Source organism: Polynucleobacter sp. JS-JIR-5-A7, from assembly GCF_018687935.1.
In the GTDB taxonomy this organism is placed as follows: Bacteria; Pseudomonadota; Gammaproteobacteria; order Burkholderiales; family Burkholderiaceae; genus Polynucleobacter.
Genome location: NZ_CP061308.1, coordinates 26,163 through 38,362, shown reverse-complemented (window position 1 = coordinate 38,362; position 12,200 = coordinate 26,163). Strand labels below are relative to the sequence as shown.

Annotated in this window: 12 protein-coding genes, 3 tRNA genes and 1 rRNA gene; 6 read left to right on the top strand and 10 right to left on the bottom strand. The window is 45.6% G+C overall.

The features are described 5' to 3' along the window. Positions 1–77 precede the first annotated feature (77 nt). The 3 genes from AOC29_RS00215 to AOC29_RS00205 form a co-directional block, all read right to left on the bottom strand. Positions 78–153 (bottom strand) — tRNA-Ala (locus AOC29_RS00215). 30 nt (positions 154–183) lie between these two features. Continuing rightward, positions 184–260: transfer RNA gene (locus AOC29_RS00210), tRNA-Ile, on the bottom strand. 59 nt (positions 261–319) lie between these two features. Continuing rightward, positions 320–1,852, bottom strand: a 16S ribosomal RNA gene (locus tag AOC29_RS00205). A gap of 475 nt (positions 1,853–2,327) precedes the next feature. Here AOC29_RS00205 and AOC29_RS00200 point away from each other — a divergent pair. Next, a complete protein-coding gene (locus AOC29_RS00200) occupies positions 2,328–2,987 on the top strand; it encodes a GNAT family N-acetyltransferase (protein ID WP_215296092.1) in 660 nt (219 codons plus the stop codon). 33 nt (positions 2,988–3,020) lie between these two features. On the opposite strand, the gene AOC29_RS00195 is transcribed toward AOC29_RS00200, so the two are convergent. From AOC29_RS00195 to AOC29_RS00185, 3 genes are read right to left on the bottom strand one after another with little or no spacing between them, the layout of a single operon-like run. After that, a complete protein-coding gene (locus AOC29_RS00195) occupies positions 3,021–3,365 on the bottom strand; it encodes a c-type cytochrome (RefSeq protein ID WP_251370014.1) in 345 nt (114 codons plus the stop codon). A gap of 25 nt (positions 3,366–3,390) precedes the next feature. Continuing rightward, a complete protein-coding gene (locus AOC29_RS00190) occupies positions 3,391–4,041 on the bottom strand; it encodes a BON domain-containing protein (protein ID WP_215296091.1) in 651 nt (216 codons plus the stop codon). A 21-nt stretch (positions 4,042–4,062) separates the two neighbouring features. Beyond that, positions 4,063–4,665 (bottom strand): phosphoheptose isomerase, encoded by a 603-nt coding sequence (locus tag AOC29_RS00185; protein ID WP_215296090.1) that lies wholly within the window; start codon positions 4,663–4,665, stop codon positions 4,063–4,065. 106 nt (positions 4,666–4,771) lie between these two features. On the opposite strand from AOC29_RS00185, the gene rsmI reads away from it, so the two are divergent. Continuing rightward, complete coding sequence (rsmI, locus tag AOC29_RS00180) at positions 4,772–5,677, top strand: 16S rRNA (cytidine(1402)-2'-O)-methyltransferase (RefSeq protein ID WP_215296089.1); 906 nt, start codon at positions 4,772–4,774, stop codon at positions 5,675–5,677. A gap of 42 nt (positions 5,678–5,719) precedes the next feature. Here the strand turns inward: rsmI and AOC29_RS00175 are convergent, their stop codons facing one another. Then, positions 5,720–5,941 carry a hypothetical protein gene (locus AOC29_RS00175; RefSeq protein WP_251370013.1) on the bottom strand — a complete coding sequence of 74 codons (222 nt, stop codon included), beginning with the start codon at positions 5,939–5,941 and terminating at the stop codon, positions 5,720–5,722. 101 nt (positions 5,942–6,042) lie between these two features. Between AOC29_RS00175 and AOC29_RS00170 the strand changes: the two genes are divergently transcribed. From AOC29_RS00170 to AOC29_RS00160, 3 genes are all read left to right on the top strand, one after another. Continuing rightward, positions 6,043–6,118 (top strand) — tRNA-Arg (locus tag AOC29_RS00170). 82 nt (positions 6,119–6,200) lie between these two features. Next, the gene (locus tag AOC29_RS00165; protein WP_251370012.1) at positions 6,201–7,343 is read left to right on the top strand and encodes a fatty acid desaturase; all 1,143 of its coding nucleotides are present in this window, start codon (positions 6,201–6,203) and stop codon (positions 7,341–7,343) included. A gap of 41 nt (positions 7,344–7,384) precedes the next feature. Further along, entirely contained in the window at positions 7,385–7,570 is a 186-nt protein-coding gene (locus AOC29_RS00160) for a hypothetical protein (protein WP_215296088.1), read from the top strand. A gap of 18 nt (positions 7,571–7,588) precedes the next feature. On the opposite strand, the gene AOC29_RS00155 is transcribed toward AOC29_RS00160, so the two are convergent. Beyond that, positions 7,589–8,233, bottom strand: coding sequence for an MBL fold metallo-hydrolase (locus AOC29_RS00155; protein WP_371819525.1), 645 nt, complete (start codon positions 8,231–8,233; stop codon positions 7,589–7,591). A gap of 65 nt (positions 8,234–8,298) precedes the next feature. On the opposite strand from AOC29_RS00155, the gene gcvH reads away from it, so the two are divergent. After that, complete coding sequence (gene gcvH, locus AOC29_RS00150; RefSeq protein ID WP_215296087.1) at positions 8,299–8,691, top strand: glycine cleavage system protein GcvH; 393 nt, start codon at positions 8,299–8,301, stop codon at positions 8,689–8,691. 3 nt (positions 8,692–8,694) lie between these two features. Here gcvH and priA read toward each other — a convergent pair whose 3' ends face one another. Together priA and hemE are read right to left on the bottom strand one after the other, a co-directional pair. Then, on the bottom strand, positions 8,695–10,818 hold the full coding sequence (gene priA / locus AOC29_RS00145; RefSeq protein ID WP_215296086.1) for a primosomal protein N': 2,124 nt from the start codon (positions 10,816–10,818) through the stop codon (positions 8,695–8,697). A gap of 260 nt (positions 10,819–11,078) precedes the next feature. Next, positions 11,079–12,197 (bottom strand): uroporphyrinogen decarboxylase, encoded by a 1,119-nt coding sequence (gene hemE, locus AOC29_RS00140; protein ID WP_371819560.1) that lies wholly within the window; start codon positions 12,195–12,197, stop codon positions 11,079–11,081. Positions 12,198–12,200 lie beyond the last annotated feature (3 nt).

Sequence of the window (12,200 nt, the reverse complement as noted above, 5' to 3'; positions counted from 1 at the left end):
ACTCAAATTTTTAAAGAACAGCCATAAATGGCAAAACTAAACGATTCAGTATTCGCTTAGTTTTGACATTTAGATGTTGGTGGAGGATGACGGGATCGAACCGACGACCCCCTGCTTGCAAAGCAGGTGCTCTCCCAGCTGAGCTAATCCCCCAACGTCCACTAAGTCCATATCAACGCTGATTGGTGGGTCTGGTAGGACTTGAACCTACGACCCCTGCGTTATCAACACAGTGCTCTAACCAGCTGAGCTACAGACCCGTGGCTTTTATTGTCAACCGATAAGTGTGGGCACTATAGCTCCAGCATCTTTTCTCTAGAAAGGAGGTGATCCAGCCGCACCTTCCGATACGGCTACCTTGTTACGACTTTACCCCAGTCATGAACCCTGCCGTGGCAGTCGCCCCCCTTGCGGTTAGGCTAACGGCTTCTGGCAAAACCCACTCCCATGGTATGACGGGCGGTGTGTACAAGACCCGGGAACGTATTCACCGCGACATTCTGATCCGCGATTACTAGCGATTCCAGCTTCACGTAGTCGAGTTGCAGACTACGATCCGGACTACGATGCATTTTCTGAGATTAGCTCCCCCTCGCGGGTTGGCAACCCTCTGTATGCACCATTGTATGACGTGTGAAGCCCTACCCATAAGGGCCATGAGGACTTGACGTCATCCCCACCTTCCTCCGGTTTGTCACCGGCAGTCTCTTTAGAGTGCTCTTGCGTAGCAACTAAAGACAAGGGTTGCGCTCGTTGCGGGACTTAACCCAACATCTCACGACACGAGCTGACGACAGCCATGCAGCACCTGTGTTCACTTTCTCTTACGAGCACCTAATGTATCTCTACTTCGTTAGTGACATGTCAAGGGTAGGTAAGGTTTTTCGCGTTGCATCGAATTAATCCACATCATCCACCGCTTGTGCGGGTCCCCGTCAATTCCTTTGAGTTTTAATCTTGCGACCGTACTCCCCAGGCGGCTGACTTCACGCGTTAGCTACGTTACTCAGGATGTAAATCCCGAACAACTAGTCAGCATCGTTTAGGGCGTGGACTACCAGGGTATCTAATCCTGTTTGCTCCCCACGCTTTCGTGCATGAGCGTCAGTGTTATCCCAGGGGGCTGCCTTCGCCATTGGTATTCCTCCACATATCTACGCATTTCACTGCTACACGTGGAATTCTACCCCCCTCTGACACACTCTAGCTATACAGTCACAGGCGCCATTCCCAGGTTAAGCCCGGGGATTTCACGCCTGTCTTGTATAACCGCCTGCGCACGCTTTACGCCCAGTAATTCCGATTAACGCTCGCACCCTACGTATTACCGCGGCTGCTGGCACGTAGTTAGCCGGTGCTTATTCTTCAGGTACCGTCATTCCCGGACTGTGTTAGAGCCGGTGTTTCTTCCCTGACAAAAGAGCTTTACAACCCGAAGGCCTTCTTCACTCACGCGGCATTGCTGGATCAGGGTTGCCCCCATTGTCCAAAATTCCCCACTGCTGCCTCCCGTAGGAGTCTGGGCCGTGTCTCAGTCCCAGTGTGGCTGATCGTCCTCTCAGACCAGCTACTGATCGTCGCCTTGGTGGGCTTTTACCCCACCAACAAGCTAATCAGGCATCGGCCGCTCTAATCGCGCGAGGTCTTTCGATCCCCCGCTTTCCCCCTCAGGGCGTATGCGGTATTAGCACAGCTTTCGCTGCGTTATCCCCCACGATAAGGTACGTTCCGATGTATTACTCACCCGTTCGCCACTCGCCACCAGGTGCAAGCACCCGTGCTGCCGTTCGACTTGCATGTGTAAGGCATGCCGCCAGCGTTCAATCTGAGCCAGGATCAAACTCTTCAGTTTAATTCCTGTGATCCTTGCGGATCGTCGCACTCATTCAAGAAATTGACTTGGTAATAAAACCAAATCTTTTTACTGTCTATGAGTACTATTTGTTTACATCTGTCCCGAAGGACTGGATGCTTTCGCCTAGTACCCACAATTATCGGTTGACTAATTTTTAAAGAGGGCTGAATCGTTTTTCAAAAACATTCAGCGAAGAAGCGAGACTATGACATACACGAATAGGGTTGTCAACACCTTTCCCACTCTTTTACCTATAAAAGACGAAGATTTTTCTGACTTTTCAAATAAAACCAATGAAATCAATGGGATAAATTTTGAAAGATTTTTCAACTTTTTTTAGATATTTCCTCTTTTTAGAGCTTTTACGTAAAAAGGAAGGGCGCTAAACCTAGATTTTTGATGCTTATTTGCAGATAGTCCACACCCTAGGGAAAACCCTTAATTTTTCCTGCTTTTCTGCTAAAATGTTGCTATGCACAATAATAACTTAGCAAACGATCACTTATCTACCCAGCCTTATATGGCAGGGAAGGCCGTGCCAGTTCGAGAGCTTCATGCAGGCCACAGGTCAGAAATTCTGAACCATCTATTGCAGTTGGGCGCTGAAGATCGTCGCTTACGTTTTGGCACCCAGACCCCTGATGAAGTTATTCATCACTATGTTGAGAGCCTTAATTTCAAGCGAGATGCTGTTTTTGGCGTCTTTGACCATGATTTAAGGCTCATTGGCATGGCGCATCTAGCATATTTGCCTGAAATCAAAGGGCAAGCTCACGCCGCTGAATTTGGCGTATCCGTATTGCCAGAGGGAAGGGCGCAGGGGCTTGGAACCGCTCTGCTGCAACGCTCGGCAGTGCACTCACGCAATAGCAATATTCAAACGCTTTATGTTCACTGCCTAGCTAACAACAAAGCAATGATGCATCTAGCTCAAAAAGCTGGCATGACAGTTGAATATGCCTACGGTGATGCTGATGCGTATCTCAAATTGCCACCGGCAAACTCTGGGACGATTGTTGAGGAGGCCGCTAATGAACAGTGGGCGGACTTTGATTACGCCCTAAAAGAAAACTTGAAGTTGGCGAATCAAGCTTGGTGGTGGTTCTTAGGAAGACCTCGTCACGCACGCTAAGCTAAACAGATTGATGCGCGCTGAATTCTCACATCAATTTTGACTCGGTGTAGCCCGCAATATCCAGCTAACCAGTAAAGATAAATCCGCTTCATTTAACTTTGAATTCGCGGGCATAGGCACAACCCCCCAAGAACCTGAACCACCTTTAGCGATTTTATTTTTCAAAAATGCTTGCGCATTGGGATTGCTTTTATATTTTTGCGCAACGGATTCGAAGCTTGGTCCCACTATTTTTCTGTCAAGAGCATGACAACCTAAGCAAGCATTTTGCTTTGCAAGCGTAAATGCTTTTTGATCCTCGCTGTCTGCATGCACATGGGGAATGAAATAAGCAAGCGCTGTAAATATAAAAACTATTTTTACAATTGCTCGCATTGCGGACATCACTAACCCAAAAAAATTACTGGAATTTTGGTGGGCTGTTTGGCGTTGTTTGATCGGCCTTGCCTTGCTTTTCTAGACGATTTTTTTCTTCTACAGAAATTAATTCAAAGTAAACATAAACATCTTTCACACCATTTGTATTGCTAGCTACTTTTTTTGCTAAGTCAGCTTCGTTCTGTGTCAAGATGCCCATCAGATAGACGCTTGATCCCTCGGCAATAATCGACATAGAGTTTGATGGCAATTGATCTGTAAAGATCATCTGGGTTTTTATTTTCGACTCAAGATAAGAATCGTTAGCACGTGCTGTATATGTGCTGTTAGAGCCAATGATCAATTCATTAAAAACGGTGCGCGCGTTCTTCATCGCCTTTACATATGCGCCTGCTTCGCTTTTGATACCAGCATCTTTTACTTCGCCTGTCAGCAATACTTTTTGATTGAATGAGGTCACGTTAATGTGTGCGTTATCACCAAACTTTTTGCCAAGCGCAGCATTCGCCTCTAACTCAATACCATTATCAATTGCTTGCACTCCTGGAGTACGACGATCAGCCATGACGCTTGCACCCGCAGCAATGCCACCTACAGCCAAAACTCCGCATGCAGATAATTGAGATGTCATTACTACAGCAATGACTAATTTTCTGAGAGATTGAATTTGCATTTCTTTAGCGTATTTAAAAAATTAGTCGAGCAAAATATGATCAACGCCATCACACAAACTATGCAGCAAAACTAAGTGGGTTTCTTGAATTCTCGCAGTACGAGTTGAGGGCGCACATAAATGAATATCATCCTTATCCAGTAGTGCCGCAATCTTTCCACCGCCATTGCCAGTAAGCGCAATAATTTTGATCCCAATTTTTTTTGCAGCTTCGATTGCTTTAATTACGTTCTTAGAGTTGCCAGACGTCGAAATTCCCAAGAGAATGTCGCCTTTTTTTCCAAGGCCACGCACTTGCTTGCTGAAGACTTCGTCATAGCTGTAATCATTGCCAATCGCAGTCAGGATCGAGGTATCCGTTGTCAGTGCAACTGCAGCCAACTCTTGGCGCTCTCTTTCAAATCGACCCATCAACTCAGCGGCAAAGTGTTGTGCATCTGCTGCCGAGCCGCCATTGCCACAAGCCATCACTTTACCGCCAGCCTTCAAACAATCGACCATCGCTTGCACACCATGTGCCACAGACTCTGGAAGAATTTTTTCAGCCTCTTGCTTTACCGCAATGCTGTCTAAAAAATGTTGAGAGGCGCGCTTGCGCAAACGTTCAATAGTGTCTTTATCCATAGCAATATTATGCGCCAAAGCAAGCCTAAATTCTGATGCAATCAGCTTAACTCAAAAGCAACGTATTCTCTTGCTTATTGATTAACCTTCAGCAGACAATATCCCTATGGAACTAGGCTCATTGGATTTTTTAAAGCAACAGGACTTACCTGCTGGGTCCTTGTATATGATTGCTACGCCGATTGGCAATTTAGGTGACATTACCTTACGCGCACTTCACGTCCTAAATGCAGTAGATGGCATCGCTTGTGAAGACACTAGACATAGTGCCGCACTACTGCAGCAATTTGGCATTCATAAAAAATGTTTGGCCTTGCATGCGCACAATGAGCTTGGCGGTGCCCAAACAGTGATTCAACACCTAGCCAACGATGAGCGCTGGGCTTATATTTCGGATGCTGGGACTCCCGGGGTTTCAGATCCTGGCGCTCGACTTGTAGACGAAGTGCAAAAAGCGGGCTTTCGTATCATTCCGATTCCTGGTGCCAGCTCGGTATCCTGCGCCATATCTGCATCGGGGTCTGTCATGCTCAACTCCGATGGTCAATTTCAATTCTTGGGTTTTTGGCCACATAAAACTAAAGACCGCGATGCGCTTTTGCACGATATTTGCAGCAGTAAAAAAACGAGCATCTTCTTTGAGTCACCGCACAATATTCGTGAAACACTTCTGTTTCTTGCCGGGTCATTAGAAAAAGAGCGCCAAGTTTTTATTTGCCGTGAGCTCACTAAAAAATTTGAGCAACTTGTTTCCATTCAGGCCCAAGAAATTGCATCGTGGATTGAAAATGCTGAGAGCCTTAAAGGTGAATTCATCATACTGATTGCAGGGCGCCACGCCAATGCTGACGAGGCTCCAGAGCATGCCTCTCTAATGCGTTGGGCAAACGCATTAAACCCATATCTAGGCAGCAAAGAGATCGCAGCAGTACTTTCACAAGTGTTGGGCTTAACAAAAAAAGATGCCTATCAAATTGCACTTGACGCGAAAGATAGCAATTCAGACCAATAAAAAAGCTGGCATATAGCCAGCTTTTTCGAATACTAAAAAATTTTATTTGGCATTAGGGGCCGGTGTGCTGCTGGCCTCTTGCACATTCAACTGGGCCACCGGCTTAATAAGCGCTTCGGAGGTGCTAGAAGAATCGCCGCGCTTACCGTTGTTCACAAACACCATCAACAACAAAATAATAATCAAGGGCACAAAAAAGCTTGCAAACACCACGATGATGAGTTGTTTTGGGGACTTAATAAGGTTTCCGTGCTCGTTGCTCATAAGAATTTATCTTTTAATGCGTTGTAGGGTTGATTTGCGGTGATTATAACTAGAGAGCAAGGATAGAGGCACTTACAATAGCGGGGTAGCCAGTTTTCCTGGCGCCCGTAGCTCAGTGGATAGAGTATTGGCCTCCGAAGCCAAGGGTCGCAGGTTCGATTCCTGCCGGGCGCGCCAAAACAGAAGGGGTATTTGACCTACATCATGCGCAAAACTATGAAAACCGCTATCATTTGGGTCTAAATTATTGATTCTTATCGTGTCTACACATCTAAATTCAGCCCTTTCAGAGCCCTCTCTGACAAATCCTTTGCCTCCTGAGGCGCCCTTGCCACACCGAAAGATTATTCGGAGTTGGTTAATTCCAATGGCACAAGGTGAAACTGGGCGCGCGATCATGTTGCTCATGATCGATGCTTTTTTATGGCTCAGCTGTATCGCTGGGACGATTTTCGTTGAGAACGTTCTGCTCAAAATCATTTTTGGGGTGGTTGCTGGTTTTGTAACCGGTCGCATTTTTATTTTGGGTCACGATGCATGCCATCAAAGCTTCACACCGAGTCGTGAGCTCAATAAGGTGTTGGGTCGCATTGCATTCTTGCCATCCCTGACTCCATATAGCCTTTGGGATGTTGGCCATAACGTAGTGCACCACGGCCAAACCAATTTGAAGGGTTTTGACTTTGTTTGGGCGCCGTTATCAAAAGCAGAATATGACGCACTGTCCCCTGGTCGGAAAGCTCTAGAGCGCCTGTATCGCAGTGGTTGGGGCCCTGTTTTCTACTACCTTATTGAAATTTGGTGGAGACGTGAATACTTCCCCAATGCACAGAACAAACCTGGCGACCGCCCCATTTTCCTTAAAGATAATTTGCTCGTAAGCGCCTTCGGAATAGTCTGGATTGGCTGTCTCATTGCCGGCGCAATCGCTACCGATCAATCCATTTTGGTGGGTTTAGTGACTGGTTTTGCAGTGCCATTCTTATTCTGGAATGGCATGATTGGATTTGTGGTCTATGTTCACCATACCCACCCTTCAGTCTCTTGGTATGACAAAAAATCTGAATGGCTCCGCGCCCAGCCTTTTGTGTCAACTACAGTTCACCTGACTTTTAACTGGATTTGGGGTGCTTTAATGCACCATATCATGGAGCACACTGCCCATCACGTAGACATGAGCGTGCCCCTCTATCGTCTTACAGAGGCCCAAAAAACCCTTGAAACCATCCTTCCAGAGCGTATTTTTGTTCAAAAGTTCTCTTGGGGCTGGTATTTTGATACCGCTCGCAAATGCAAGCTCTACGACTTTGAAAACAAGGCTTGGCTGGATTTTGACGGCAACAAGACAGCCGATTCTGTCCGGGTTGTCTTAACCCCAATACCAGCAGGACAAAACGGGTAAAATAGATCTCTGTACAAAGATTTGCCTTACCCGGATTGCCCATGACTACCTCGACTCCAGCAGTTACCCAAGATTCTTCCCAGAGCCTCAAGTTTTGCTCTTCTTGCAGTCGCGAAAAACGACTTGAGGGTGGCACATGGATTCCGACTAGCAATCGTAAGCAACGCTGGATTTGCGCTAGCTGCCTCTATAACCGTACCCACCGTACCGGTTCAGCAAAAGCCTAATTTTTTCGTTTTACTGTTTTAAGTGCCATCCCCAACATAGGGGTTAGTTTTGCGTTCTTGTCCAAATGTAGACATGGGCCCATGTCCGGGTACAAACTGCACATCATCCCCAAGCGGCAAAAGTTTTGTTTTAATTGCGCTGATCAAGTCGGCATGATTGCCGCGCGGAAAATCTGTTCTGCCAATTGAACCTGCAAACAGAACATCACCCACGATGGCTAGACGATCTTCTTTGTCAAAAAAGACAACGTGGCCCGGCGTATGTCCAGGGCAATGCAATACTTCTAAATTAACATTACCAACTTGAACATGATCGCCATCATTGAGCCAACGATTTGGCTCAAATACTTTTGCATGACCAAAACCAAAACGCACAGTCTGCTCAGGCAACTGCTCAATCCAAAAACGTTCATCCTCCTGGGGGCCTTCAATGGGAACGCCCAACTGATCGGCCAAATCTTTAGCACAGGCGCAGTGATCTAAATGTCCATGGGTCAACAAAATCTTTTTTACATTGCCGCCCATTTGTTGAACACCATCAAGAATCTTTTCAATATCACCACCTGGATCAACCACGGCAGCATCCCCAGTCTCCTGACAGACCAGAATCGAGCAGTTTTGCTCAAACGGAGTAACTGGGACAATTCCTAATTTAATTGGCATATGTGAATTTTTCAATCAAAGCTAGTTTATGGGACTACGCATAAAATGTTCTCAAAGGATAAAACATGAACAGCCAAGATACATTTAAATTTGCAGAAACTCATGAGTGGGCCGATATGGAAAGTGATGGCCTAGTGTGGGTTGGGATTAGCAATCATGCTCAAGAAGCCTTGGGAGATGTAATGTTCTTTCAAGCGCCTAAGATTGGTCAACTAGTCAAGCAGGGCGAAGCCATTGCGGTAATCGAGTCTGTCAAAGCAGCGAGCGATATTCATGCGCCAGTGAGCGGTGAAATTGTTGAGCTCAATGCGGAAGTCGAAGCCTCTCCCGAGCTTGTCAATGAAAAACCGTATGCAGTTTGGTTATTCAAAATCAAAGCGAGCTCAGACGACAGTCTTATTTCAGAATTCAATCAACTCATGAGTTTAGAAAAATACAGCTCAGGCCCTGGAGCGTAAACATTAGATTGAGATTGGGTCACGCTCAATCAACCAACGAATGCGCTCAAGTTTGCTAATGCGTCCTTGAGAGCTATCTCGCAAATCGCGATCGATTGCCTCTAGAACATCCTGCAGTTGCCTACGATCATCGGACTCGATGACCAGCTGAGCACGCTCAATTCCAGCGACTCGCACCATGCTTTTGGGAACGGGGTCGTAGACCCGGAGACCCTGTTTAATCAAGTCCTGATCTTTTAAGCGCGCCTTTATAGAACTCAAAAATCCAATTGCCTTATCCAAACTCTTGGCTTCAGCATGGACCAAGCCCTGATAAGAGAAGGGCGGTAATTTAGCCTCATCTCGCTCGCTAGCAATGTGAGATAGAAATCCATCAACATCATGCCTTAACAAATACTGAAATACTGCCGCTTCCGGAAATTGGGTTTCGATATAAATATCACCACTCTGCTCACCATCTTTATTAGCCCTTCCAGCTCTGCCCGCCACCTGAACGAGCTGTGCAAATAGTCTTTCTGCTGCTCGAAAATCTTGGGAGAACAAACGGCTATCCGCATCTAGCACTGCAACCATGCCAATATTTTGGTAATCATGTCCTTTAGCAATCATTTGAGTGCCAACTACGATGTCTACATTCCCATCATGAATTTCTTGAAACAGCTCCTCCGCACCTTTGCTCTTGCGACTAGAGTCTGTATCCACCCGGAGAACTCTTGCCTTAGGCCAGACCTCTTCAATAGCATCCTCTAACTTTTGGGTACCTTGGCCCAACGTTTTTAAATCGGCATTACCACAATCAGGACAATGACTAGGAATGGGCTTAACCAAGCCACAGTGGTGGCAACTTAACACTGGCTTACGTCCTAAAGCGCCTGCCTTATGCATCACCATATATGAACTGCATTGTTGACACTTCGATAACCATGAGCACGCACTACAGCTCAACACCGGTGCATAGCCTCTTCGATTAATCAATACTAGGCTTTGCTTTTTATCTTGCAAATTTTTATTCATTGCATTTACCAAGGGCTTACTCAATGAAATTTTTGCTGTGGGCCTATCAATATCTCCAGGACTAAACTGATTCTGTGGATCTCGTGTATTAATTAAATGCACTTTTGGTAGGCTCGCGCCCTGTGCTCGTTGGTCTAAGCGCAGATACTGATAGCGTCCTGATTTGGCTGCCATCCAAGTTTCAAGTGAGGGCGTAGCTGAGGAAAGCAATATCGGAACCTTTAAATCGTGTGCACGCCAAACGGCCAAATCTCTAGCCGAGTAACGAATTCCATCTTGTTGCTTATAAGATGGGTCATGCTCTTCATCAACCACAATTGCACGTAGATTCGGTAATGGAGTTAATACCGCCAATCTTGTACCCAAAATGATTTGCGCTTTTCCAGTAAGCGCTTCATACCAAGCAATGCCACGTTTTTTTTCGCTCACGCCACTATGGAGCACTACCATTTTCTTATCCGGAAAATAAGCGCGCACCCTGCGCTCTAACTGTGGCGTTAAGTTAATCTCCGGCACCAAAATTAATGCTTGAGAATTGTCATTCTGAAGAATGGTTTTTAGCCAATTTAAAAACACAGCGGTCTTTCCGCTACCGGTTTGACCTTGAAGTAGGGCCACTTTAAATTCTTGCGCAATGACATTGGCTCGCAAATCTTTTAAGGCTAACTCTTGAGCTTCATTTAACTGCGCTTCGCTGATATAACCTTCGCTTAGTTTGGGCTCTTCTTTTTTCTTTTTCTTTGTTTCGCCTAGCATTAACTTTGCAGGTATTTTTTCCCAATCTGCTGGCTTTTTCCACATCTGTGGAACAGCTGGAATGATGGTTTCCCCAAGCCCATGAATGTAATACTGACTAGCAAAATTCATTAGTCTGAGTGCAGCTGGATCTAGCATCGGCAATGGGGAAAGCTTAGTTACACCCTTTAATTTATCAAAATCAGAGTGAGTGCTAACTTTTATCACCACGCCAACCAAAGTTGAGCGCCCAAAAGGAACTTCAACAATATGGCCAATTTCTGGGTCGACCCCCAGCACCTCTTTATTCCACAAATAATCAAAACCCTGGGCCAAGGGCTTATCAACAACTACTTGGACCACAATGGGTAAGGGCATTTACTTCTTTTTTCTATTTTGCTTGTGGATAAGTCTGTGGATATCATCCAAGAATGATGATTTATAAGCTAATTTACCAGCAATCTGTGCTAGCACTCATTTTGAGCCCAATAGCCAGATAATCATATAAATCAATAACTTATAAGAACTTCCGAAAGTTAAAGTTCATCTTTAATCGGAATCTCACTGAATTTTGAATTATGACCAAAATTGTGCATAACTTTTGTCTAAAAATACTGAAAGTTAGCAAATACTATGGATTATTGCTTTGATCTAAGAGCCCTGGAGTGCTGAATAACGGTTTCTGTTAAAGCAGTTACGCTTTCTGGCGGGGTAAATTGAGAGATCCCGTGACCCAGATTAAATACATGTCCATCCAATGGATGGAGGCCTGGCTTGAGAGTTGGAGCACTCGCCAAATCATCTAGTAATGCACTTGCCTGCTGAGCGATCTGCTCAGGCTCTGAGAACAAAATCAGAGGATCCAGATTGCCTTGTAATGCCAAAGGCTTATTTAAAGACAGCAACTGTTTACGTGCTTGACTGAGAGACATAGTCCAGTCAATGGCAATGACATCAGCGCCAACTTGTGCCATATCGTTTAACCAGATGCCGCCGCCTTTTGTAAACATAATCACTGGAATTTTTCTACCTTCATGCTCACGCGGCAACAATGCAATCACTTTTTGCATCGAGGCCAAAGACATTTTTTGATACCAACCATCTGGCAGCATTCCACCCCAAGTATCAAAAATCATCAACGCCTGTGCGCCCGCTTTTAATTGCTCAGTGAGATAAGCGGCAACCGATTGTGCATTGATATCTAGAACATGCTGCAACAAATCAGGGCGACTAAACATCATCGTCTTGGCATGACGGAAATCATCTGAACTTGAACCATCAATCATGTAGCAAGCTAAAGTCCATGGGCTTCCTGAGAAGCCAATCAAAGGAACGCGTTGTTTGCCATTCTGGATCAAAGCTTTACGGATCTCAGAGACAGCATCAAATACGTACTTGAGCTCACTTATATCTGCTACGCGTAATTTCTTAACCGCTTCTTCAGTACGAAGCGGATGATCAAAGCTAGGGCCTTCACCAGCAGTAAATTTCAATCCCAATCCCATAGCATCTGGGACAGTCAAAATATCAGAGAATAAAATGGCTGCATCTAATGTATAGCGATCTAAGGGCTGAAGTGTTACCTCAGTCGCGTATGCAGGATTTTTTGCAAGCCCTAAAAAACTTCCCGCCTTAGCCCGTGTAGCGTTGTATTCAGGAAGGTATCGCCCAGCTTGGCGCATGAGCCAAAGCGGTGTTTGATCAACCGCTTCACCCAAGCAGGCTTTTAAAAAACGGTCGTTTAACAGCAAGGGGATAAC